We start from the raw sequence: 22,791 nt of genomic DNA, 5'->3' as shown, positions 1-22,791 counted from the left end.
GCACATCAGGCGCGAGCGGCTCAGTCGGATGCCTTGTCGCCGGTCTCGACGCCTGCCCCGATTCCCGTATCGGCGGCTGTCGTGGCACCCGCCGTGCCACCTTCCCTGCGGCGCAGCAGGTGGGGGCCGAGCTGGTCGATGGCGGTTACCCCGAGCAGCGCCATGTTGCGCTCGATCTCCTCGCTCATCAGACGAATGGCGTGGGCGACCCCTGCCCCTCCGGCGACGCTCGCCGCATAGTTGAAGGGCCGGCCGACAAACACGAAGTCGGCCCCCAGCGCCAGCGCCTTGAGCACCTGGCCGCCGCGGCGAAAGCCCCCATCGATCATCACCGGAACCTTGCCCTCCACCGCCTTCACCACCTCGGGCAGCATGGTCATAGGCGCCACCGTAGCGTCGAGCTGGCGGCCGCCGTGGTTGGACACGATAAGACCGTCGGCGCCCGCCTGGCAGGCCCGGCGCGCGTCGTCGGGATGCAGGATCCCCTTGACCACCAGCTGGCCGGGAAAGCGCGAGCGCACGTGCTCGAGGGTCGACCAGTCCAGGTGACGCCGGCCGGCGAAGTCGCGGGCGGCATGCTTCGCCAGCACCGGCACCCCGCGCGTCGCCGCGTTGTTCTCGAAGTGGGGAACGCCATGACGCAGCAGGGTGCGCAGGAAGGTACCGGTGAGCCAGCGCGGACGTGTCAGTCCATCCCAGGCCAGCCGCGCGCTCGGCTTCAAGGGGCTCGAAAAGCCCGAGCGACGATGGTTTTCCGGGTTGGGCGGCACCGGGTAGTCGACGGTGATGACCAGACGCTTGTAGCCGGCCTGGATGACCCGCTCAAGCAGGGCGTCGATGCCCTCCAGGGTGCCGGGCAGGTAGGCCTGGAACCAGTCCGCGCCGGTGGCCTCGGCGAGTTCTTCCATGGGTATCAACGAGGAGGCGCTGACGATCATCGGGATCTCGGCACGCTGGGCCTGTTCGGCCAGCACCATGTCGCCCCGGTAGGCGGTCAGCGCGCTGATACCCATGGGAGCGATACCGAAGGGCTGCGAGAACCGCTGCCCCAGCAGCTCCACCTCGGTGGAAATCGACGACACATTGACCAGCGCCCTGGGCAGCCAGTGCACTTCATTGAAGGCCTCGCGACCAGCCCTTGCCGTCTCGCCCTCCTCGGCCACGCTGGCGACATAGCCGAACAGGGGCCGCGGCAGGTGACGACGCGCCGCCCGCTCGAAGTCGTCCAGGCTCAGGATGCGCTCGAGACGTCGCTTCATGATGCCCTCCCTGCTCGCCAGGACGCCTTGTTGACGGCGTTGACCGGGCCTTCGCCGACCAGCGCACCGATCAGGTTGTCCACCGCGCGCCGCGCCATGGCAGCACGGGTCTCGTGGGTGGCCGAACCGATATGCGGCAGCACCACCACATTGTCCATGCGCGCGAGCGGCGAGTCGGCGTCCAGCGGCTCCCGGGTGAAGACGTCGAGCCCGGCGGCGCGGATGGTGCCCTGTTCCAGCGCCTCGATCAGTGCCGTCTCGTCGACGACCTTGCCCCGGGCGATGTTGATCAGCGCGGCGGAGGGCTTCATCCGGGCAAGGGCGTCGGCGTCGATCAGGTGATGGGTGTCATCGCTGTAGGGCACCGCCAGACAGACGATGTCGGCGCGCGCGAGCAGCTCGTCCAGGGAGCAGTGTTCGGCGCCGAGGTGTTGCTCGAGCTCAGGCTTCGGTGCCCGCGCGGTGTACAGCACCGACATGCCGAAGCCCAGCGCGCCGCGCCTGGCGATCGCCGCGCCGATACGCCCCGCGCCGACGATGCCCAGTCCCTTGCCGTGCACGTCGTGACCAAACTGGTCGGGACCGACATGGGACGTCCAGCGTCCTTCCCGCACCATGCAGGACAGCTCCACCAACCGCCGCTGGGTCGCCATGATCAGGGCAAAGGCGGTATCTGCGGTGGTCTCGGTAAGCACGTCCGGGGTATTGCACAGCAGGATGCCCCGACGATTCATCGCCTCGAGCGGCAGTTGGTCGTAGCCGACCGAGATGGTCGACACCACCTCGAGATTAGGAGAGCGCTCGAGCATCGCCTCATCGAGTTCGAGCTTGCCGCCGATCAGACCGTGGGCGCTGGCCATCGCTGCCTCGAAGGCCTCGCGATTGCCCTCGTTCAGATCCTCGAAATAGTCCACCTGGCCCACCTCGTTCAAGGCCGCGAGTTCCTCCTCGCCCAGCCGCCTCAGGGCGACGATACGAGGCGCCTGCCCACGATCGCGGGCAGCGGGTGCTTTATCCATGTTGTTCCTCCTTGAGTCCCGGCATGGCGAAGTCTCGCTCTTCCAGCGCCGCGATCAGCTCCTGGCGACGCCCTGCGGCCAGTTCAATCAAGGGCGGGCGTAGCGTCGCCCAGGACGCCTGTCCCGAAAAATGTGCGGTAGCCGCCTTCATCGCCGGTATCAGCGGATAGCGCTCGAACAGATCGCGCATGGCGTTCAACCCTGCCTGGCGTTCATCGGCCTCGGCTGTCTGCCAGTCGGCGGCGAGCCCGGCGATGGCCGCCGGATTGACGTTGGCGGTGGCACTGATGCAGCCCGCTCCCCCGCCGCGCAGCGTATCCAGCAGAAAACGCTCGCTGCCGGCGTACACCGCAAAGCCGTCGGCGCCGAAGGCGTCGATCAGTGCCTGGGTGTTGGCGAAGTCGCCACCGCTGTCCTTGATCCCCGCGACCATCTCGGGGAAGGCCTCGCGCAGCCGTGCGATCAGCTCGATCGACAGCGGCACCTGGGCCACCGGCGGAATATGGTAGAGATACAGCCGCAGGCGCGCATCGCCTACCCGCTCGATGACCTCGGAATAGTAGCGATAGAGGCCCTCGTCGCTGACGCCCTTGTAGTAGAACGGCGGCAGCATCAGCACTCCGGCCGCGCCCATGTCTACCGCGTCGCGGGTCAGCGTGACCGTATCGTCGATGGCGCAGTGGCCGGTGCCCGGCATCAGCCGGGAGGGATCGATGCCCGCCTGCCCAAGCTGTGAGAGCAATTCGCGCTTCTCGCCAAGGGTCAGCGAGTTGGCCTCGGAGTTGGTGCCGAACACCGCGAGTCCGACCCCGTGGGAATCGAGCCAGCGGCAGTGGGCAATGAAGCGCTCGGTATCGACGGCTAGATTCGACGTGAAGGGGGTGATCACCGGCGACCAGGCGTCGCTGGCATGTGCCAGGTTGGTGGCTGTCATGATGCGATTTCCTTAAATGGAGTGGAGCGCTCGATCGGGGTCGGGCCCCGCCCGACCAGCGTCCGATGACGACGGGTCACGACCAGGGCTCGCTGGCGTAGCGCTCCAGCGCCTCGCTGTCGAAGTTGAAGCCAAGGCCCGGGGCGCTTGGCAGCAGCAGGTCGCCGTCGGAGAACTGAAGCTGGGTGTCGATCAGCCGGCGGAAGTTGAGGACCTGGTCATCGGCGAAGAACTCCACCATGCGCGCGTTGGGCGCCGAGGCCACCAGGTGCACGTGCAGGTCATGGAACCAGTGGGGATAGACCTCGACCCCGTAGCTCGCCGCCGTGGCGGTGATGCGGCGAAACTCGGTGATGCCGCCGCACACCGCAGCGTCGGTCTGCAGGATCATCGCCGCCTCCTTGTCCAGAAGCTCCTTGAAGCGCCAGCGTCCGGCCTCGATCTCGCCGGTGGCGACCGGCACCGGGGTACGCTCGGCCAGACGGCGGTGGTTGTCGATGTCGTCGGGGCTGAACGGCTCCTCGATCCAGAACGGCGAGTACGCTTCGGCCATGCGCATGAACGCGAGCGCAGATGGCAGGTCGCGCCAGGCGTTGTTGGCATCCATCATCACCGCCACATGGGGGCCGACTGCTTCGCGCACCGCCGCCAGTCGCGCCTCCTCCCCGGCCAGGTCCTCGCGGCCCACCTTCAGCTTCACCGCCTTGAAGCCCTGCGCCACGTAGCCGGCCATTTCCTCGCCCAGCATCTCCGGCGTCTTGCCGTCGAGGTAGTAGCCGCCACTGGCGTAGGCCGGGACGCTGTCGCTGTCACTCGCCCCCAGGTACTTGTACAGCGGCAGCCCCGCCGCCCGGGCGTTGCGATCCCACAGGGCGGTGTCGAGAATGCTGATGGCCCGCATCACCGAGCCGCAGCGACCATGCAGCAGAGACTCCTGATACATGGCCTGCCACAGGCCTTCGGTGGCGTGGGCGTCGGCCCCCAGCAGTACTGGCCTCAGCAGCTCACGAACCGCCTGTGATACCAGCAGACCGGCATTGTTGCCGCCGTAGCAGAAGCCGATCCCGACCACGCCGTCGTCGCCTTCGACCTCCACCAGGGCGTAGTCGCGCTTGAACACCTGACGATTGGAGAAGCTGGTGGGATGGTCCAGTGGAACACTGATGGTGCGGGCACGGACGTCGCTGATACGCGTCATGGTGGGCTCCTTTCAAGACATTATTGTGGTTATCGCTAGATGGTTGCAGGCGTGGATGAAGCGCTGTCACCGCTAGTGAAGCGGTGACAGCGCCTCGATCAGCCGGTGCGTGCCCCGCGCCGCAACGAGCTTCGCAGCCAGCGGAAGACCGGCGTGGCCTGGAGGATCGACAGCACCGCGATGCCGAGCAGCACCATGGCGATGGGGCTTTCGACGAAGATCATCGGGCTGTTCTGGCCGATCAGCATCGACTGCTGGAAGCTGGTTTCCATCACCGGCCCCAGGATCAGACCGATGACCATCGGCGCCGGTGAGATGCCGGCCTTGTTCATCCAGTAGCCGAACAGGCCGAAGCCGAGCATCAGCCCCACCTCGAACAGACTGTTGTTGATGGCGAAGGCGCCGATCACGCACAGGGTAATGATGGCGCAGGCGACGAAGCTGTCCGGCACCTTGGTCACCCCGACGCACAGCCGGGTGAACATCAGCCCCACCGCCAGCAGGCCGACATTGGCGAAGATCACCGCCCAGATCAGGGTGTAGGTGACGTCGCCATAGTCGGTGAGCAGGTTGGGGCCTGGCAGGATGCCCTGGACCATCAGCGCCCCCAGCAGGATGGCAGTGGACGAGCTGCCGGGGATGCCGAGGGCGATGGTCGGAATCAGCGCGCCGCCGACCACCGCGTTGTTGGCGGCTTCGGGGGCGGCAACGCCGGCGATGTCGCCCTTGCCGAAGCGGCTCTTGTCCTTGGCAAAGCGCTTGGCCTCGTTGTAGGCAAACCAGCTCGCGGTGTCGCCGCCGGTGCCGGGGATCAGGCCGGTAACGATACCGATGCCGCCGGAGCGCAGGATGTTGGGCATCAGCGTGCGCAGCTCTTTCAGCCGCGGCACCAGCCGATCGGTGATCTTGCTGGCCACCTTGTCGCTGTCGTGGGCGTTTTCGATCAGGATCAACGCCTGGGGAATCGAGAACAGCCCGATCAGCGCCACCGTGAATTCGATGCCGGAAAACAGGTTGATGTTGCCGAAGGTCATGCGCGGTGTGCCGGTGATCAGGTCCATGCCCACGGTGCTGAGCAGCAGCCCCATGATGCCGGACAGCAATCCGCTGACGATGGAGCCCTGGGACAGCGAGCCGATGATGGTGATGCCCAGCACGGCGATGGCGAACAGCTCCACCGGGCCGAACTTCAACACCAGCACCCCCAGCAACGGTGCGGCGGTCAGCAGGGCGATACCGCTCATCAGGCCGCCAAAGAAGGAGGCGAACAGCGACACCCCCAGCGCCTTGCCCGCCTGCCCCTGCTGGGACAGCGGAAAGCCGTCGAGCACGGTGGCCGCCGCCGAGGGCGTGCCTGGGGTCCGCAGCAGGATGGCGGCGATGGAGCCGCCGTAGGAGGCGCCGACGTACAGCGAGGCCAGCATGCTGAGCCCCGTCGCCGGGTCCATGGTAAAGGTCAGCGGCAACAGCAACGCCAGCGCCATGGTGGCGGACAGCCCCGGCATGGCGCCGACGAACAGCCCCAGCAGGGTGCCGCCGAGGATCAGCGCAATATTGGTGAAGGTGAGCACGTTGCTCAGCCCCACCATCACAAGCGAGTCGTTCATAGGGTCAGGCTCCAGGTTCGCGCGGGTGCAATGACGACCTCAGCGAAGCCGATCGGTGTGGCGAAGCGCACGACAGGACTTAAAACAGCGGTGGCAACAGCGGCACGGGCAGGCCCAGAAAGCCGATGAACACCAGGCAGACCACGGTGATCAGGCCGGCGATGCCGATCAGACTGAAGCGCAGCGACACATGGCGCACCAGCCACAGCGACAGGCCCATGAAGGCCGCCGTGGCGACCACGTAGCCGAGCCAGGAGATGCTGTAGATGTAGACGGCGGCGAACGCGAACACCGCCATCGCCTTGAGCGGCCTGGCGGGCGGCGCGGGTGCGCCATCGCCTTCGGTGAGTTCGCCCTCGGCCAGCTGACTGCCCTCGAGGGTGGGCGCGGCGCTCGACGAGGCCTGGGCCCGCGCGCGGGAATGCGCGGTCAACTCCTGCACGATCATGGCGATGGCGAACAGTCCCACCACCACCGCGTAGATCAGCGGCATCCGCGCCGCGGCGTCGGGATAGCCCAGCGAGGTGACCCCGAACAGCGTGGCCACCCCAAGGGCGAAAAGGCCAAACAGCAGGCGACTGAGTTTCATCAGTATGACTCCCTCGGTCGCTTGCCGACGGGCCAGGCCCGTCGGCAAGCGCACCGATCAACCGTTGATCTCGTCCTTCACGCTGGCCCAGATCTCCTCGAACTGGCCTTCCATGTCCTCGATCATCTGGCGATAGTCATCGCCGGTCTGGATATCGAGGTTCATGGCCCGCTCCTCGGCGACCTTCTTGAACTCCTCGTTGGTCTTGAGTGCCTCGAAGGCGTCGATCAACTGCTGGCGCGCCTCGTCGGGGATGCCGGCCGGTGCGCTGTAGCCGCGTGAGGAGCCGGCCACCACCTCGATGCCCTTCTCGCTCAGGGTCGGCACGTCGGGCAGCATCGACAGGCGCTCGCGGGCAAACACCGCCAGCGGCCTCAGGCTACCGGACTGAATGTGTCCGTAGACGTTGCCCAGGTTGTTGAAGCTGGCGTCGATCTGCCCGCCCATGGCGGCGGTGGCCGAAGGTCCGTCACCCTGGAACGGCACCTTCTGGAAGCTGATCCCCGAGGCCTGCTCGATCAGGATGGTGGAGAAGAAGTCATCACCACCCACGCCGGAGTTGCCCACGGTGATGGTGCCCGGGTTCTCTTCGGCGGCGGACAGGAACTCCTCCACCGTCTCGTAGGGGCTCTCCGCCGGTACCACGATGATGCCCGGGTCGGTCACCACATTGGCGATCGGGGTCAGCTCGTCCACCGAGTAGGTGATGGTGTCGTTCATGATGTAGTTGGTCATCAGCATCGGCGTATTGGTGATGCTGATGGTGGTGCCGTCGGCCTCGGTCTGCTTGGCCAGGCGGGTCCAGGCGATGGCACCGGTAGCCCCCGGCAGGTACTCGTTGACGAAGTCCACTCCCAGCGACTCGCGCAGGAACGGCTGGGTCAGCTGGGCCAGGGCGTCACTGCCCCCGCCGGCCTTGAATCCCTGCAGCACCTTGATCTCGTCGCCGGCGGAATACTCCGCCATGGCGGCGCCGGGCAGAAGCAGGGTCGACAGAAGGATGGCGGCGTAAGCTCCACGATGTTTCATGGCTGCACCTCTTGTGCGGTTGTCGTTGTCTTTATCGTTGTCTTGCACTGGTACGTGCGACGGGCGCGGTCATCGCGCACCTGCTCAGGCGCTGTCTTCGAGCGCTGGGCCCTGTCTCAGGACGCTGGGGCGCTGTCTTGGGGCGCGGAGTCGGGGCGAAGGCGCCGGGCACGTCGTGACTGCCAGATTCAACGTAGTCGGTCGCCAACAAAATTGTCAATAATCTTGTTAACCATCTTTTCTCGTCCTAACCTAGCTAGCGAACCACGACGCAACGCCCTCCTGCGAAGGGGCTGTTCGGCGCCAGCGATAAAGATACGAGGACCGATCGATGAGCCAGGACTCAGACAACAACCACAACAATGCCACCCGGGGCATGTCCAACCGCCTGACCAACTACGGTGACGCCGACTTTTCGCTGTTTCTGCGCAAGGCGTTCATCAAGGGCATGGGCTACACCGACGATGCGCTGTCGCGGCCGGTGATCGGCATCGCCAACACCTACAGCGGCTACAACGCCTGTCACGGCAACGTGCCGGGGCTGGTCGAGAGCGTGAAGCGAGGGGTGATGCTGGCCGGCGGGCTGCCGGTGGAGTTCCCCACCATCACGCTGCACGAGTCCTTCGCCCACCCCACCAGCATGTACCTGAGAAACCTGATGGCGCTGGACACCGAGGAGATGATCCGTGCCCAGCCGATGGATGCGGTGGTGGTGATCGGCGGCTGCGACAAGACGGTGCCGGCCCAGCTGATGGCGGCGGCCAGCGCCGATATACCCACCGTCCAGCTGGTCACCGGGCCCATGCTGTCGGGCTCCCATCGCGGCACCCGGGTCGGCGCCTGCACCGACTGCCGTCGCTACTGGGCGGCCTACCGCGGCCAGGACATCGACGACGCCGAGATCAGCGAGGTCAACGACAAGCTGGTGCCTACCGTGGGTACCTGTTCGGTGATGGGCACCGCCAGCACCATGGCCTGCCTGGCCGAGACCCTGGGCATCATGCTGCCCAACAGCGCCACCGCGCCGGCGGTCTACGCCGACCGCCAGCGCATCGCCGAGCAGTCCGGGACCGAGGCGGTACGGCTGGCCCGTGACGGGGTCACGCCCTCCCAGATCCTGACCCCCAAGGCCTTCGAAAATGCCCTGCGGGTGCTGCTGTCACTGGGTGGGTCGACCAACGGTCTGATCCACCTGACCGCCATCGCCGGTCGGCTGGGCATCGACATCGACCTGGACGCCTTCGATCGCATGAGCCGCGAGACGCCGGTGCTGGTCGACCTCAAGCCCTCCGGCGAGGGCTATATGGAGGATCTGCATCGCGCCGGCGGCCTGCCGACGCTGCTGCGAGAGCTGAAGCCCCTGCTGCACCTGGACACCATGACGATCAATGGTCGCACCCTGGGCGAGAACATCGACGCGGCGGTGCATCTGGTCGAGCAGCCGGTGGTGCGCCCACGCTCCCGTCCTGTCTACGCACAAGGCGGTATCGCCGTGCTGCGCGGCAACCTGGCCCCGGCCGGCGCCATCATCAAGCAGTCGGCGGCGTCTGCGGAGCTGATGCAGCATCGCGGACGGGCGGTGGTCTTTCATTCGCTGGAGGATCTGGCGACGCGCATCGACGATCCGGACCTGGACGTCAACGCCGACGACGTCCTGGTGCTGGCCAACATCGGCCCCAAGGGTGCTCCGGGCATGCCCGAGGCCGGATACATTCCGATCCCGAAGAAGCTCGCCACCCAGGGCGTCAAGGACATGGTGCGCATCTCGGACGGACGCATGAGCGGCACCGCCGCCGGCACCATCGTGCTGCACGTATCGCCGGAGGCCGCCGAAGGGGGAACGCTGGGCCTGGTGCGCGACGGCGACATCATCGAACTCGACGTCTCTGCCAACCGTATTTCGCTGGAGGTGGACGAGCAGACCCTGGAGAGCCGCCGCCACGAGACCACGCCCCCGCCGCGTGAGCAGCCACCGATGCTCGGCTATCGTCGACTGTTCATGGAGCAGATCCTGCAGGCCGACCAGGGCTGTGACTTCAAGGTGTGCCGCCCCGAGCCCCACTGTCGCGTGCCGACCCAGGAGTGAGGAAAGTCATTCGAGCCGATGAAGGCGGTGAGCGCTATTGATAGACTGGAGTCGGCGACGAGACCGTCTCGTCGCCGCTTCACCATCGTGATCGCAGAGGATGCGAGATGAGCCAGGTCAGCGTGCAGGACCCTTCCAACAGCACCCGTCGTCCCAGCGCCACCAGCGTGGCGGAGGACATCGTCGGCAGTGTCGAGGAGGACATCGTGCTGGGGCGTCTGCACCCCAGGGAGCGGCTGGTCGAGGAGGACCTGATCGAGCGCTTCGACTGCAAGCGCCACGTGGTGCGTCAGGCGCTGTTCCAGCTCGAGAGCATCGGCCTGGTCGAACGCATCAGGAACCGCGGCGCCTTCGTCAAGGCCTACACGCCCGAAGAGGTCGAGCAACTCTACGCCATGCGTGAGATCCTCGAACTCGCCGGTGTCGACGCCCTGCCACTACCGGCGCCGGAGCCGTGGCTGAGCGAGCTCGAGGACATCCACCAGCGCTACAGCACCGCCGTGGACGCCCATGATCTGCGACGGGTATTCCACCTCAATATTGCCTTTCACCGCACCCTGTTCGCGGCGACCGGCAATCCCTACCTCTACGAGACCATCAACGAGTTCGCCCAGAAGGCCCACGGCATTCGTTTTATCGCCATCGCCGACAGCCACAGCCTGTCCCGGGCGCGCCACGAGCATCAGGCGATGATCGAGGCGATCCGCCAACAGGACCGCCACGCGCTGCGCGAGCTGTGCCGGCAGCACTTGCTGCCCTCCAAGAATCGCTACCTCGAGCTGCATCCTTCCAATCGCTAGGCGCTGACATCCTCCCTTGCAGGCATCCCTGGCGACCTCCGGGAACTGACGCGCCACTAGACTCTTCCAGCGCGTCCTCCAGCGGCCGACAGGGCGAGCCATCAGCCTTGCTCGCAGGCGCCCTTGGCGACCTCCCAGGACTGACGGATATGATCTTCGAGAAGGTAGCGGGCATCGTGGATACGCCGGTCCAGCGCCAGCTCGACCAGCTCGCCGTGCTGGGCATCCAGGCGCTCACGAATCTCCGGGTTGCCCGGGGCCAGACGACGATAGCGATCGAACTGATCGTGCAACTGCTCGATGAAGCGCAACAGCCAGTGCGAACCACAGGGCGCCAGCAGGGTGCGGTGAAAACGCTGGTGGGCCTGCTCCCACTGTTCGATCTCGCCCTGGGCCTTGTTGGCCCGCGACAGACGATGGCTGGCGGCCAGCAACTGCGACTCCCACTCGGCGTCACCCTCCTGGAAGGCCTGGGTCAGCGCCATGCACTCCAGCTGCATGCGTAGCCGCGAGATATCCTCGAGTTCTTCCACCGACAGCGGCGGCACCCGGAAGCCACGCTGATTGTGCTGCTCCAGCAGGCCGTAGGCGGCCAGCCGATTAAGCGCTTCACGCAGCGGGCTCAGCCCCACCTCGTAGCGCTCTTTCAGCGCGCTGATGGCGAGCTTCTCCCCCGCCGCAAAACGCCCACGGATCAGGTCCTGCTTCAGCGCACTGAATACCTGGCTCGCCGCCGTCTCGCCGCTCGCCGCCATCTCGGCTGGTTGGGAATTGATCATGACAACACTCGCAAATAACAGGCTTGCAGAGTACGTCGGCAATTGACGTTCGCCAAGCGCTGGGCCATAGTTTTTAGAAAATATCGATATTAAATACAGTAGACGATATTTCTTACAACGATCGAGATATTTCTTCCACAAGGGTCGATATCTCTGACAAAACAGGCCCTGACACAGAATGCCCCGACACAGAAAACCCTGACCCAACAGGGCGGAGCCTGTCCCCTTCAACACAACAACAGCATCGGAACACGCCCATGTCCCAAGACGCTTCCCCTTCGACAGCGCCCGCTGTCTCGCTGTCTGGCTCTCGCCATCTGATTCTGCTCATCGCCGCCATCGGCAGTCTGCTGGTCGGCATCATGGGCCTTGGCATTCCCACCGCGGTGGCGCTGATCGTCGCCGGCGCCATCGCCATGACGCTATGCCTGGCCTGGGGGATCGCCTGGTCCCGCCTGGAAAGTGATCTGCTCAAGGGCATCCAGGCCATGCTGGTGCCCATTCTGATCCTGATGAGCGTCGGCATGATGGTGGGGGTATGGATGCTCTCCGGCACCATTCCAGCCATGGTCACCCTGGGCCTCGAGTCGCTGACGCCAGGGCTCTTTCTGGTCGTGGCCTGCCTGTCATGCTCGCTGATGTCGGTCATGGCCGGGACCTCCTGGGGCACCCTCAGCACCATCGGCGTGGCGCTGATGGGGGTCGCGCTGGGACTCGGCATTCCCCCGGCCTACGCCGCTGGCGCCATCGTCACCGGCACCTTCTTCGGCGACAAGCTGTCGCCGCTGTCGGATACCACGGTGATGGCCTCGGCGGTATGCGAGGTCAATATCATCACCCACATCCGCCATATGCTGTATTCGACCCTGCCGGCCTACCTGATCGCCCTGGCGGTCTACGCCTGGCTCGGCAGCGGCGTCGCCACCTCCGGGGCGACCCTCGCCGGTGACGGCATGTCGACCCAGACCCAGGCGATCATCGACACCCTGGCCGCCACCTTCAGCGACAATCTGCTGACCCTGTTGCCGCCCCTGGTGGTGTTCGGCTGCATCCTGGCCAAGAAGCCGGTGCTGCCCGCCTTCATGCTCGGCATCGTCAGCGCGGCGCTGATCGCGGTGGTGCTCCAGGGCGCGAGCCTTTCCGAGATCGGTTCCGCCATGAACGCAGGCTTCGTCGCCGATACCGGGGTCGCCATGGTCGACAAGATGCTGTCCCGGGGTGGCCTGCAGGGCATGATGTCCACCGTGGCGGTGCTGATTGCCGCCGCCGTATTGGGGGCCCCGTTCAAGAGTGCCGGCACCCTGGACGCCGCCATCGCCTACCTGGCCCGACGCCACGCCGGCCGGCGCCAGGTGCTCGGTGGCTCCATGGCGCTGCATAGCCTCGCCTTTCTGCTGACCGGCAGCTACTACGTGACCTTCTCGCTGCTTGGCCCGCTGCTGCGCCCGCTGGTCGCCAGCAGTGGCAGCCCGACCAGGAACCTGTCACGTATCCTCGAGGACACCGGCACAACCCTGTCGCCGCTGGTGCCCTGGGGCGTCACCGGCGCCTTCACCGCCGCCACCCTGGGGGTCGCCACCGCCGACTTCTTCGTCTACGCCATCCTCTGCTACGGCGCCATCGCCTTCTCGTTGCTCTATGTACTCACCGGCCTGACCCTGGGTCATGGCAGCGACGAGCGCCAGCCGGCCGGCTCCGCCTCCGGGGCCTGATATTCCGCCAGGGCCTGCGTCACCGCTGGATCGCGGCCACGATGAACATCAAACCGGCCATCGTTCTCGGGGCCCGCCTTGCCGGGCCCCGAACCGTTGGATCGCTCTTCAGGGGATTGACGGCCTTTCGAGGGCGCGGCATAGTCGGGTCATAAAATCGATTTTTAACACCAATAACGATTGACCCGATCCAGCTTGGATCAGCGACCTCGAGTCAGCCACCTTGAAGAGAGACGCCATGTCTTCCCAGCGCGCGAACCCCAGCTCCCTGTCCACTCCCTACCCCGATGCCACGCCCTACCCGTCCCGGCGCAGCCCGACCTATTCTCGCGATGGCATGGTGGCGGCGTCCCAGCCCCAGGCCGCGCAGATCGGCCGTGACGTGCTCGCCCGCGGCGGCAACGCGGTGGACGCCGCCATCGCCACCGCCGCCGCGCTGACGGTGGTCGAGCCCACGGGCTGCGGCATCGGCGGCGACGCCTTCGCGCTGGTGTGGATCGCCAACGATGATCAGGGCAACGGCGAACTGCACGGGCTCAACGCCAGCGGCGTGGCGCCCCAGGCGCTGAACCGGGAAGCGCTGGTCGAGGCCGGCCACGACAAGGTCCCGCTCTACGGCTGGACCCCGGTGACGGTGCCCGGTACGCCATCCGCCTGGGCCGAACTGTCGCGCCGCTTCGGCAAGCTGGACTTCAAGACCCTGCTCGAACCCGCCATTCGCCTGGCCCGCGACGGTTTTCCGGTGTCACCGGTCATCGCCAGCCTGTGGCAGCGCGACACCGCGACCTTCCACAAGCACCTCGAAGGCGAAGCCACCCAGCCCTGGTTCGACACCTTTACCTTCGATGGCCGCGCTCCCGACGCCGGTGAGTGGTTTCGCAACGAAGACCAGGCCAGGACCCTGGAGGCCATCGCCGAGAGTCAGGCGGAGAGCTTCTACCGGGGCGAGCTGGCCGAGGCCATCGACGCCTTCTCGCGTCGCACCGGCGGCTATCTGCGCAAGGACGACCTGGCGGCCTATCAGCCCGAGTGGGTCACCCCGATCTCGGCCCGCTACCGCGACGTCGACGTCTGGGAGATCCCGCCCAATGGCCAGGGCCTGGTGGCGCTGATGGCGCTGCGCCTGCTCGATGGCTATCCGGCGTCCCACCGCGACGACCCGGAACTGCTGCATCGTCAGCTCGAGGCGATGAAGCTCGCCTACACCGACGGCAAGACCCATATCAGCGAGCCACAGGCCATGACCTACACGGTCGAGGAGCTGTTGTCCGACGCCTACACCGAGGCCCGTCGCGAGCTGATCCAGGACGCGGCCATCGACCCGCAGCCGGGCAAGCCCAGGGCCGGCGGCACCGTCTATCTGGCCACCGCCGACGCGGATGGCAACATGGTGTCCTTCATCCAGAGCAACTATCACGGCTTCGGTTCCGGCATCGTGGTGCCGGGAACCGGCATCGCCTTGCAGAACCGCGGCCACGACTTCAGCCTCGACGAGAGCCACGACAATGTGCTCAAGCCCGGCAAGAAGACCTTCCACACCATTATCCCGGGCTTCCTGACCCGAAACGGCAAGGCGTTAGGGCCCTTTGGCGTGATGGGCGGCTTCATGCAGCCCCAGGGCCACGTCCAGGTGGTGATGAACCTGGTCGACTTCGGCCTCAACCCCCAGTCGGCCCTGGACGCACCGCGCTGGCAGTGGATGGGCGGTCGCACCATCGGTATCGAGCACGGCTATCCGGCACCGCTGGTACGTGCCATGGCCGCACGTGGTCATCGCATGCAAGTAGATACCGACAGCCGCAGCTACGGCCGTGGCCAGGTGATCCTGCGTGACCCCGAGACCGGCATCTACTGTGGCGGCACCGAGCCCCGCACCGACGCCACCATCGCGGTGCTCTGACCCATGAGCGTACAAGCTTCGCTATTTGCCGCCTTCTTTCGCATCGGCATCTTCGGCTTCGGCGGCGGTCCGTCGATGATTCCGCTGGTCCACCAGGAGGTGGTCAAGCGCCACGCCTGGATGGACGACGACGCCTTCGCCGATGTCCTGGCCATCGGCAATACCCTGCCGGGGCCCATCGCCACCAAGATGGCCGGCTACATCGGCTATCGGGTCGGCGGGGTGTTCGGCGCCATCAATGCGGTGGTGGCGGTGATCGTGCCGGTAATCTTCGCCATGATCGCGCTGCTCGGCCTTTACAGTCGCTACGGCAACCAACGCTGGGTGCAGGGCATGGGGCTGGGCGTGGTGCCGGTGGTGATGGTGATGATGGCCCAGCTGACCTTCGATTTCTTCCAGAAGTCCCGGGCCGGGCTCGGCGTGGTCGCCACCCTGGTCATGGGAGTGGCCGCCGGAGGCCTGATCTATGGTCTTGGCGTACACCCGGGGCTGATCATCGGCGCCATTCTGATCGCCGCTCTGCTCAGGCCCGAGAAGCCCCGCAACGCCCCTGAAGGAGGTCGCTCCTGATGATCTACTGGCAGCTATTTCTGGCCTTTTTCATCCCCAATATCGTCGGCTACGGCGGTGGGCCCGCGATCATTCCGCTGATCGAGAACGAGGTGGTCGGCACCTATGGCTGGATGACCCATCAGGGCTTCGCCGAGACGCTGGCGCTGGGCAATGCCCTGCCGAGCCCCATCGCCACCAAGATGGCCGGCTACATCGGCTATGAGGTAGCCGGCGCCGGCGGTGCCATGGTGGCGGTACTGGCCACCGTCGGCCCCTCGCTGCTGCTGATGCTGGCGGCCCTGGGCACCCTCTATCGCTACCGCGACTCGATCAAGGTCAAGTCCATGAGCCAGTGGGTCCGTCCGGTCGTCATGGTCCTGATGGCCTACCTGACCGTCAGCTTCCTCAAGGAGGGCATGGCGACCTCGGGCCTGGTGCACACCCTGATCATCGCCGCTGTGGCGGCACTGCTGCTATTCAAGACCCGCGTACACCCGGCCCTGGTGGTGTGCTTCGGGCTCGGCTACGGCGCCCTGCTGCTGGGCTGAGAGACGACACAACGCCACCGAACCATCCACAACAACACGCGTGACGTTCGATCCACCCATAACAATCAACCCGACCATCCATCCCAACAATCACAGACAAAAGCCCTCAACGCACAGGACAATCCCATGACCCTGCACCGTACCCCGTCAAAGACCGTTCTTTCCCGCCGCTCTTGCACCCGGACCGCGCTGGCCCTGGTGGCCTCTGCCTCCGCCCTGGCCGCCGCCAGTGTGGCCGTGGCCCAGGATGCCTACCCTGACAAGCCGGTGGAATTCATCGTGCCCTGGTCGCCGGGCGGCGGCAGCGACACCCTGATGCGCCTGGTCGCCAACCACGCCGAATCCCAGCTTGGTCAGCCGATCCCGGTGATCAACATGCCCGGGGTCAGCGGCACCACGGGCCTCAAGGAACTGTCCCGGCGTGACGCCGACGGCTACACCATCGGTCAGGTCCACGAAGGCCTGATGGTGGCCCATCACACCGGCCTGACTCCGCTCAACTACGATGACTTCGAACCGGTGGCCGGCGTCACCCAGTCGCCCCAGTACCTGACGGTTCCTGCCGGCGCGCCCTACACCACCTTCGAGGAGTTCGTCGAGTACGCCAAGGCCAATCCGGGTGAGGTCCGCTTCGGCGTGACCCTGGGCGGCGTGCCGCATATCCACGCCGCCATGATGGAAGAAGCCGAAGACCTGCAATTCCGCTACGTCGGCTTCGAGGGCACCGGCTCGCGCATCCGCGCCCTGGTCGGCGGCCACATCGACGCCGCCATCGGCGACATCTCCTCAAGCGGCGAGTTCGTCAAGAACGGTGACCTGCGATTCCTGGCGGTGGGCAGCGAGGAGCGCCAGCCCGAAGCGCCGGACGTACCGACCTTCACCGAGCTCGGCCATCCTGAGCTCAAGCTGAACATCATTCGCGGCATTCTGGCACCCAAGGGCACCCCGGAAGAACGCATCGACACCCTGGCCGAGGCCTTCGAGGCCATGAGCCAGGACGAGGCCTTCGCCCAGTCGGTACACAACGCCGGCGCCAGTGTGGTGTTCGAAGGCCCCGAGGCGTTCGCCGAGTACCTCGAGACCAGCAACGCCACCATCGAGCGTCTGTCAGGGAAGCTTGCACGATGAGCCAGAGCACCACCGACCGCTCCCCTTCCGGGGAGCGGCACGCCCCGGGCCGGGGTGGTCCCCTGGCCCATGTGCTGTTGAACATCGCCCTGGCGGCGCTGTTCACCGCGCTCTTTGTCAGGGCCCAGGCGCTGCCATCGTCGATGTGGGAACCACTGGGTTCGGGCAGCTTCCCGCGGCTGGTACTGGCGGCGCTGGTGGCATTGAACCTGGCCATCGCCTTCAAGGAGGCGCGTGCCTTCCTGCGCCAGAGCGCCGGTGAGCGCGGCCAGGTCGGCGCCTGGATCTGGCGTCACCGGCTGGCCTTCGCTGTGCTGGCGCTGTTTGCGGTGTACATCATCGCCCTGCCCTGGCTGGGTTTCAGCCTGGCCTCGCTGGCCTTCCTGCTGGCGGGTCAATGGCTTCTGGGCGCGCGCTCGCTCAAGGCCCTGGCCATCGCTGTGGTGGTCGCCCTGGTGTTCTCGCTTGGGGTCGACACCCTGTTCCGCGACGTCTTCGTCATCAGCCTGCCCCGCGGCCTGTTCGGCTGAGGCGGCAACGACTCCTCGAGGAAATTGCTCATGATGGATGCGCTGCTGTCCGGCATGGACCAACTGTTTACGCTCTCGACCATGATCGCCATGCTGCTGGGTGTCATCGCCGGCGTCATCGCCTCGGCGATTCCTGGCTTCACCATCACCATGGCCATCGTGCTGACCCTGCCGCTGACCTTCACCATGGACCCGCTGCAGGGCGTGGCCACCATGCTGGCGGTCTACGTCGGCGGTTATACCGGCGGCCTGATCTCCGCCGCGCTGCTCGGCATCCCCGGCACGCCGTCGTCGGTGGCGACCACCTTCGACGCCTTCCCGATGGCGCGCAAGGGCGAGCCTGGCCGCGCCCTGGCGCTGGGTATCTGGGCCTCCTTCTTCGGCGCGCTGGTCAGCGTGGTGGTGTTGATCATCGCCGCCCCACCGCTGGCGCTGATCGCCGTCAAGCTGGGCGCCTGGGAGTACTTCTCGCTGATCATCTTCGCCATGACGGTGGTCGCAAGCCTGGTCGGCAAGTCCATGCTCAAGGGCCTGATGACCGGCCTGCTGGGACTGTTCATTGCCACCGTCGGCTCCGACCCGATGATGGGAGTGGCACGTTTCACCTTCGACTCGGACCTGCTCGCCAACGGCTTCCCCTTCCTGGTGGTGCTGATCGGTATCTTCGCCGTCAGCCAGCTGCTGTCCGAGGTGGAAGACGCCGAGGGTGTCAAGCACGGCAAGGCGCTGATGCCCGACGACGTCAACTTCAACCCCATGGCGGCGCTGAAGGAAACGCTCAGCTATCCGGTCAACCTGGTGCGCTCTTCCCTGGTCGGGGTGTTCATCGGTGCGGTGCCCGGCGCCGGCGGCAGCATCGCCAACCTGCTGGCCTATGACCAGGCCAAGCGCGCCTCGAAGACCCCGGAGGCATTCGGCACCGGGACGCCGGAAGGGGTGATCGCCTCGGAGTCCGGCAACTCGGCCACCTCCGGTGGCGGCCTGATTCCGATGATCGCCCTCGGTATCCCCGGCAGCGCGGTGGACGCGGTGTTGATGGCCTCGCTGATGGTCCATGGCATCGGCGTCGGTCCGCGCCTGATCATGGATCACGGTGATCTGGTCTACGGCATGTTCATGGCGATGCTGGTGGCCGCGCTGATGGTGCTGGTGGTGTGTCTGTTCAGCATGCGCTGGTTTCTGCGCGTCACCGAGGTGCCCAAGTCGATCATCGTGCCGGTGGTCCTGGTGTGCTGCGTGATCGGTGCCTTCGCGCTGAACAACCGGGTCACCGACGTCTACCTGCTGCTCGGTGTCGGCGTCTTCGGCTATGTGCTCAGCAAGCTGGACTACCCGCTGGCACCGCTGGTACTGGGCGTGATTCTCGGCCCCATCGCCGAGACCAACCTGCGCCGCGCACTGATGTCCGACGAGAACTGGACGCTGTTCTTCACCCGTCCTATCTCGCTGGGCCTGCTGTTGCTGGCGGCACTGTCGGTCGTGCTGGCGGTACGCCACCACCGTCGCACCAAGCGCCTGCAGGCGGCCTGACGGCCTGGGTGCAACTCACCCGACAGTCCCTCGACGGGGCCCTGCTGGCCCCGTCGACGGTCACCATAACGATAACCCCTCCCCCTTCTTCCCTGACGACAAGGTTCCCCATGCGCTCTTTCTCCCAGCGTCTGCTGTCCCCCCTGGCCATCGCCTGCGCGACGATGCTGACGATGCCCGCCGCCTTCGCCGACGAGGCTCGCCAGGTGCGTATCGCCGTCGATGTGCCTTATCCACCGTTCGAATACCGCGATGCCAACGGCGAACTCGCGGGCTTCGAGATCGATCTGGGCAACGAGTTGTGCAAACGCGCCGAACTGGACTGCGAGTGGATCGTCCAGGGCTGGGACGGCATCATCCCCGGCCTGCTGGCACGCAAGTACGACGCCATCCTGTCGTCGATGCGCATCACCGAAGCGCGTGAACGCCAGGTTCGCTTCAGCGAGCCCTACGCCATGTCGCCCAAGGTCTGGGTGGCCCGTCGCGGCGAGGCCGTCGACCCAGAAGACCTGGCAAGCCTCGAGGGCATGACCGTCGGCGTCCAGCGCGGTACCACCCAGGACACCTACATCACCGGGCGCTATCGCGACACCCTCGATATCCGTCGCTACGCCACCGCCGACGAGGTCGCCCTCGACATGGAAAGCGGTCGCCTGGACCTGGCCTTCATCAACTACCCGGTGGCCATCGAGGCGCTGGATATCAAGGCCGAGGATGGCGACTTCACCCAGGTCGGCGAGCGTATCAATTCGCCGGAGTCGATCTTCGGGCGCGGCAACGCCATCGCCGTGCGCCCCCGCGACGAAGCCCTGGCCGAGACCTTCAACCAGGCTCTAAACGAGGTCTACGCCGACGGCACCTTCCAGCGCCTGATGGAGCAGTACTTCGACTACGACCTGCGCCCCGCCAGCCGCCTGTAACCGGCATGGCAATCACAAGGGCCCGCCTGAGCATGGCGGGCCCTTGTCGTTTCCTTCGTGGTTTCCCTTGTAGCTTCCCTCGATGCTTCCCTTGATGCTTTCCACGTTGTTCTGACCGGCGTCGGCTCAGCTTTCCGCCTCACCCCGCTTTTCGCCGTCGCTTTTATTACCGCTTTCGTTGCTGTTTTCCGGGCCGCTGTCAGGGCCGGCCTCGCCTCCGTCGACACTAGCACCGCCGCCGTTGTCGTCACTCGCTTTGCGGGCATAGCGTGCCAGCAACCACCTGACGCCTCTCTCCCACGCCCAGGTGGGTAAAAGCCAGTGCAGGAAGATCAATATCCTGGCGTCCCGAGGCCGCGCGTAGCGTCGACGTGGGCGACTGGCGGTCAGGGCATGGACCACCGCCTCGGCGATCATCTCGGGGGTGCCGGCCCGGGAGTGATCGGCAAGGATGGCGGCCATGCCGCGCTTGATCCGCGCATAGGGCGCCTCGGGAGGGTCCTCGCACAAGGGCTTGCGGGCAATCGCCGCCCATTCGCTGCGAATCACCCCGGGCTGGATCAGGCTGACGGACAGGCCAAAGGGGCGCGTCTCGACCCTCAGGGCATCACTCAGCGCTTCCAACGCGTACTTGGTGGCGTGGTACCAGCCACCCACCGGAAACCAGATACGGCCGGCCATGGAGCCAATATTGACGATGCGACCGCGCCGTCGACGTCGCATGCCGGGCAAGACCTCCCGAGTCAACGCCATCAGCCCGAACACGTTGACCTCGAACTGACGCCTGGCCTCCTCGATCGGGACTTCCTCCAGCACGCCATAGCTGCCGTAGCCTGCGTTGTTGACCAACCCATCGAGCTCGACGCCGTCGCGCTCGATACGTGTCAGCACCGCGGCAATGCTGTCGGCGTCGGTGATATCCAGCGACAGCACCCGGGCGCCCTTGTCAGCCAGGTGGCTCATGCGCTCGACCCGCCGAGCGCCTGCGTAGACGATAAACCCCTGCTCGAGCAGCGCGGTGACGATCGCCTCGCCGATCCCTGACGACGCCCCTGTCACCAGCACGCACCTTTCAGTCCCTTGATGGTTCAACGGCCAAGCTCCCTATTTCATGGATTCGGTTACCACGCTAGCGCGTTTGAATTCGAAGATGGCACTCACCTTTCGAGGTAGGTGCTCGATCTTGTGCTCTTTTAGCCCCGACCATGGTGAAGAGGCACAGGCCTCGGAGAGAAGGCACAGACTCGAGCTTTCATCACGTTATGCTCAAACATGCTTGGACAATCCAGGGGGGCTTCTTATCGGGTAACGCTGATCTAGAGTATGAAGTGCCTTTGAAGCGACTGGCCTCGGCCCTCGGCCGGCCACCGTCTCCCATGTCAGCACCGCCGTTGACACTCGTGCCTGCGCCACCGCCATCACGACCGTGCTCATCGGCGCCAGCGCTATCGATAACCGTCCCAGGAGCCGCCATGCCCATCCGCACGATCAACGCCCTTGCCCTGTCGCTCGCCCTTGCCATCACACCGCTTGCCGTCACACCACTTGCGGCCTTTGCCGACGAGATGCCCGGCCGCCAGTTTGCTGATGTAGGAGACTTTCGCGTCGCCTATCGCGAATGGGGCGAGCCTGGTGACCCGGCGGTCATGCTGATCCATGGCATTCCGCTCAACAGCGTGCTGTTCTCCCGGGTGGGCCCGCTGCTGGCGGAACAGGGCTATCACGTCTTCGCGCCCGGCCAACTCGGGCTCAGCTACACCGACGGCCCCATGGATGCCGACCACTCGCTCAAGGGCCAGGCCGAAATCATGACCGACTTCGCCAATCAGGTGATGCCCGGCCCCTACATCCTGTTCGGCCACGACCTGGGAGGCGGCATCGCCCAGATCATGGTGACCGATCCCGAGCTCAAGGAGCAGAACCAGGTCCGCAAGATCGTGATCGGCAACTCCGCCGTGCTCGACATGTGGCCGGTCCCTGAGGCCAACGCCGCCATCGCCAAGGCCAAGTCCGCCGAGGCCAGCCAGATCTTCAGTGCCGACAACGTCCGCGAGATCGTCAAGAACTTCGCCTCGGCAGGTCTCATGCAGCCGGAGGAGACCCTGACCGACGAGATCCTCGAGGACCTCTACGGCAACTATGCCGAGAACGAGTCGACCCGCAACCATTTCATCGAGTACCTCAAGGCCATGGATAACCGCCTCACCCTTGAGGCCTCACCTCAGATGGTGATGTGGAACAAGCCTGCGATGCTGCTGTGGGGCGTGCATGACCCCTTCCAGCCGCCCTACGTCTCCGGCGTGGCGCTGGCCCGCATCATGCCCCACGCCACCTGGGAGTACCTGGACGCCAGCCACTTCTATCCGCTGGAGCGCCCCCAGGAGGTGGTCGACGCCTTCGTTGCGTGGGACCAGCAGTAGGAGGTTCCGCCCTTGTCAGCGCTGCTCGCCGGGAGACCCGACCTAGGGTCCTGAACGGCGGCGGCGTTCACCATGCCGATCACGCGCCCGCTTGATGCGGGCGCGTGCTGTTTCGCCAGCCGCTTTAATTCCCCTGGCGGTAAGCGAGCCCTCGCTCTCTCGTGGCGGGCGCCAACCTGAGGCATAGTGGACGCTCGATAGATTTCTTTCGCATCCATCATTTGCCCCTGGTCGACTTGCCTGTACTGGCT

General features: G+C 65.8%; 20 protein-coding genes. 11 read left to right on the top strand and 9 right to left on the bottom strand.

From position 1 onward, the window contains the following. Positions 1-20: 20 nt before the first annotated feature. From NFG58_RS06995 to NFG58_RS06965, 7 genes are all read right to left on the bottom strand, one after another. Complete coding sequence (locus NFG58_RS06995; protein WP_348815757.1) at positions 21-1,259, bottom strand: alpha-hydroxy acid oxidase; 1,239 nt, start codon at positions 1,257-1,259, stop codon at positions 21-23. Next, positions 1,256-2,278, bottom strand: coding sequence for a D-glycerate dehydrogenase (locus NFG58_RS06990; protein WP_348827857.1), 1,023 nt, complete (start codon positions 2,276-2,278; stop codon positions 1,256-1,258). The genes NFG58_RS06995 and NFG58_RS06990 overlap by 4 nt, the downstream gene beginning before the upstream one ends. After that, positions 2,271-3,212: a dihydrodipicolinate synthase family protein gene (locus tag NFG58_RS06985; protein ID WP_108132595.1), complete on the bottom strand. Its 942-nt coding sequence runs from the start codon at positions 3,210-3,212 to the stop codon at positions 2,271-2,273. Before NFG58_RS06985 ends, NFG58_RS06990 begins: the two co-directional genes overlap by 8 nt. Positions 3,213-3,288: 76 nt before the next feature. Further along, the gene (locus NFG58_RS06980) at positions 3,289-4,410 is read right to left on the bottom strand and encodes a mandelate racemase/muconate lactonizing enzyme family protein (protein WP_108132594.1); all 1,122 of its coding nucleotides are present in this window, start codon (positions 4,408-4,410) and stop codon (positions 3,289-3,291) included. 98 nt (positions 4,411-4,508) lie between these two features. Then, positions 4,509-6,017, bottom strand: a complete 1,509-nt coding sequence (locus tag NFG58_RS06975; protein ID WP_045993329.1) for a tripartite tricarboxylate transporter permease — start codon at positions 6,015-6,017, stop codon at positions 4,509-4,511. Positions 6,018-6,096: 79 nt separating this feature from the next. Further along, positions 6,097-6,606, bottom strand: coding sequence for a tripartite tricarboxylate transporter TctB family protein (locus tag NFG58_RS06970; protein ID WP_348827856.1), 510 nt, complete (start codon positions 6,604-6,606; stop codon positions 6,097-6,099). Positions 6,607-6,663: 57 nt separating this feature from the next. Further along, entirely contained in the window at positions 6,664-7,635 is a 972-nt protein-coding gene (locus NFG58_RS06965) for a tripartite tricarboxylate transporter substrate binding protein (protein WP_348827855.1), read from the bottom strand. A gap of 331 nt (positions 7,636-7,966) precedes the next feature. Between NFG58_RS06965 and NFG58_RS06960 the strand changes: the two genes are divergently transcribed. Both NFG58_RS06960 and NFG58_RS06955 read left to right on the top strand, forming a co-directional pair. Beyond that, the gene (locus tag NFG58_RS06960; RefSeq protein WP_348827854.1) at positions 7,967-9,721 is read left to right on the top strand and encodes an IlvD/Edd family dehydratase; all 1,755 of its coding nucleotides are present in this window, start codon (positions 7,967-7,969) and stop codon (positions 9,719-9,721) included. Positions 9,722-9,828: 107 nt separating this feature from the next. Then, positions 9,829-10,521: a GntR family transcriptional regulator gene (locus NFG58_RS06955; RefSeq protein ID WP_108132590.1), complete on the top strand. Its 693-nt coding sequence runs from the start codon at positions 9,829-9,831 to the stop codon at positions 10,519-10,521. A 101-nt stretch (positions 10,522-10,622) separates the two neighbouring features. On the opposite strand, the gene NFG58_RS06950 is transcribed toward NFG58_RS06955, so the two are convergent. Further along, a complete protein-coding gene (locus tag NFG58_RS06950; RefSeq protein ID WP_348827853.1) occupies positions 10,623-11,300 on the bottom strand; it encodes an FCD domain-containing protein in 678 nt (225 codons plus the stop codon). Between the two features lie 257 nt (positions 11,301-11,557). Here NFG58_RS06950 and NFG58_RS06945 point away from each other — a divergent pair, with 257 nt between their 5' ends. The 8 genes from NFG58_RS06945 to NFG58_RS06910 all read left to right on the top strand — a co-directional run bounded on the left by NFG58_RS06945 (position 11,558) and on the right by NFG58_RS06910 (position 20,120). Then, positions 11,558-13,012 (top strand): Na+/H+ antiporter NhaC family protein, encoded by a 1,455-nt coding sequence (locus NFG58_RS06945; protein ID WP_348827852.1) that lies wholly within the window; start codon positions 11,558-11,560, stop codon positions 13,010-13,012. A 238-nt stretch (positions 13,013-13,250) separates the two neighbouring features. Beyond that, positions 13,251-14,912, top strand: coding sequence for a gamma-glutamyltransferase family protein (locus tag NFG58_RS06940; protein ID WP_348827851.1), 1,662 nt, complete (start codon positions 13,251-13,253; stop codon positions 14,910-14,912). Positions 14,913-14,915: 3 nt separating this feature from the next. Then, positions 14,916-15,482, top strand: coding sequence for a chromate transporter (locus tag NFG58_RS06935; protein WP_348827850.1), 567 nt, complete (start codon positions 14,916-14,918; stop codon positions 15,480-15,482). After that, positions 15,482-16,012 (top strand): chromate transporter, encoded by a 531-nt coding sequence (locus NFG58_RS06930; protein WP_348827849.1) that lies wholly within the window; start codon positions 15,482-15,484, stop codon positions 16,010-16,012. Before NFG58_RS06935 ends, NFG58_RS06930 begins: the two co-directional genes overlap by 1 nt. Before the next feature lie 126 nt (positions 16,013-16,138). Next, positions 16,139-17,140, top strand: a complete 1,002-nt coding sequence (locus NFG58_RS06925) for a tripartite tricarboxylate transporter substrate binding protein (protein WP_348827848.1) — start codon at positions 16,139-16,141, stop codon at positions 17,138-17,140. Beyond that, positions 17,137-17,670, top strand: a complete 534-nt coding sequence (locus NFG58_RS06920; RefSeq protein ID WP_052704387.1) for a tripartite tricarboxylate transporter TctB family protein — start codon at positions 17,137-17,139, stop codon at positions 17,668-17,670. Before NFG58_RS06925 ends, NFG58_RS06920 begins: the two co-directional genes overlap by 4 nt. Before the next feature lie 30 nt (positions 17,671-17,700). After that, on the top strand, positions 17,701-19,200 hold the full coding sequence (locus NFG58_RS06915; RefSeq protein ID WP_348827847.1) for a tripartite tricarboxylate transporter permease: 1,500 nt from the start codon (positions 17,701-17,703) through the stop codon (positions 19,198-19,200). 110 nt (positions 19,201-19,310) lie between these two features. Further along, on the top strand, positions 19,311-20,120 hold the full coding sequence (locus tag NFG58_RS06910) for a transporter substrate-binding domain-containing protein (protein ID WP_124804274.1): 810 nt from the start codon (positions 19,311-19,313) through the stop codon (positions 20,118-20,120). Positions 20,121-20,246: 126 nt separating this feature from the next. On the opposite strand, the gene NFG58_RS06905 is transcribed toward NFG58_RS06910, so the two are convergent. Then, on the bottom strand, positions 20,247-21,212 hold the full coding sequence (locus NFG58_RS06905) for an oxidoreductase (protein WP_348827846.1): 966 nt from the start codon (positions 21,210-21,212) through the stop codon (positions 20,247-20,249). Positions 21,213-21,592: 380 nt separating this feature from the next. Here NFG58_RS06905 and NFG58_RS06900 point away from each other — a divergent pair, with 380 nt between their 5' ends. After that, a complete protein-coding gene (locus NFG58_RS06900; RefSeq protein ID WP_222516904.1) occupies positions 21,593-22,540 on the top strand; it encodes an alpha/beta hydrolase in 948 nt (315 codons plus the stop codon). Positions 22,541-22,791: the final 251 nt, after the last annotated feature.

Origin of the sequence: Halomonas sp. RT37 (assembly GCF_040070525.1) — a bacterium.
Taxonomy (GTDB): domain Bacteria; phylum Pseudomonadota; class Gammaproteobacteria; order Pseudomonadales; family Halomonadaceae; genus Halomonas; species Halomonas litopenaei.
The sequence above is the reverse complement of the archived record's forward strand: the minus strand, read 5'-3'. Positions and strand labels throughout refer to the sequence as shown.

What these genes read in the sequence shown, in the direction of transcription:
- NFG58_RS06975 (WP_045993329.1), bottom strand. Translation starts at nt 6,017, where the DNA reads ATGAACGACTCGCTTGTGATGGTGGGGCTGAGCAACGTGCTCACCTTC.
- NFG58_RS06985 (WP_108132595.1), bottom strand. Translation starts at nt 3,212, where the DNA reads ATGACAGCCACCAACCTGGCACATGCCAGCGACGCCTGGTCGCCGGTG.
- NFG58_RS06950 (WP_348827853.1), bottom strand. Translation starts at nt 11,300, where the DNA reads ATGATCAATTCCCAACCAGCCGAGATGGCGGCGAGCGGCGAGACGGCG.
- NFG58_RS06930 (WP_348827849.1), top strand. Translation starts at nt 15,482, where the DNA reads ATGATCTACTGGCAGCTATTTCTGGCCTTTTTCATCCCCAATATCGTC.
- NFG58_RS06915 (WP_348827847.1), top strand. Translation starts at nt 17,701, where the DNA reads ATGATGGATGCGCTGCTGTCCGGCATGGACCAACTGTTTACGCTCTCG.
- NFG58_RS06990 (WP_348827857.1), bottom strand. Translation starts at nt 2,278, where the DNA reads ATGGATAAAGCACCCGCTGCCCGCGATCGTGGGCAGGCGCCTCGTATC.
- NFG58_RS06960 (WP_348827854.1), top strand. Translation starts at nt 7,967, where the DNA reads ATGAGCCAGGACTCAGACAACAACCACAACAATGCCACCCGGGGCATG.
- NFG58_RS06935 (WP_348827850.1), top strand. Translation starts at nt 14,916, where the DNA reads ATGAGCGTACAAGCTTCGCTATTTGCCGCCTTCTTTCGCATCGGCATC.
- NFG58_RS06965 (WP_348827855.1), bottom strand. Translation starts at nt 7,635, where the DNA reads ATGAAACATCGTGGAGCTTACGCCGCCATCCTTCTGTCGACCCTGCTT.
- NFG58_RS06910 (WP_124804274.1), top strand. Translation starts at nt 19,311, where the DNA reads ATGCGCTCTTTCTCCCAGCGTCTGCTGTCCCCCCTGGCCATCGCCTGC.
- NFG58_RS06970 (WP_348827856.1), bottom strand. Translation starts at nt 6,606, where the DNA reads ATGAAACTCAGTCGCCTGCTGTTTGGCCTTTTCGCCCTTGGGGTGGCC.
- NFG58_RS06980 (WP_108132594.1), bottom strand. Translation starts at nt 4,410, where the DNA reads ATGACGCGTATCAGCGACGTCCGTGCCCGCACCATCAGTGTTCCACTG.
- NFG58_RS06940 (WP_348827851.1), top strand. Translation starts at nt 13,251, where the DNA reads ATGTCTTCCCAGCGCGCGAACCCCAGCTCCCTGTCCACTCCCTACCCC.
- NFG58_RS06995 (WP_348815757.1), bottom strand. Translation starts at nt 1,259, where the DNA reads ATGAAGCGACGTCTCGAGCGCATCCTGAGCCTGGACGACTTCGAGCGG.
- NFG58_RS06955 (WP_108132590.1), top strand. Translation starts at nt 9,829, where the DNA reads ATGAGCCAGGTCAGCGTGCAGGACCCTTCCAACAGCACCCGTCGTCCC.
- NFG58_RS06925 (WP_348827848.1), top strand. Translation starts at nt 16,139, where the DNA reads ATGACCCTGCACCGTACCCCGTCAAAGACCGTTCTTTCCCGCCGCTCT.
- NFG58_RS06945 (WP_348827852.1), top strand. Translation starts at nt 11,558, where the DNA reads ATGTCCCAAGACGCTTCCCCTTCGACAGCGCCCGCTGTCTCGCTGTCT.
- NFG58_RS06900 (WP_222516904.1), top strand. Translation starts at nt 21,593, where the DNA reads ATGCCCATCCGCACGATCAACGCCCTTGCCCTGTCGCTCGCCCTTGCC.
- NFG58_RS06920 (WP_052704387.1), top strand. Translation starts at nt 17,137, where the DNA reads ATGAGCCAGAGCACCACCGACCGCTCCCCTTCCGGGGAGCGGCACGCC.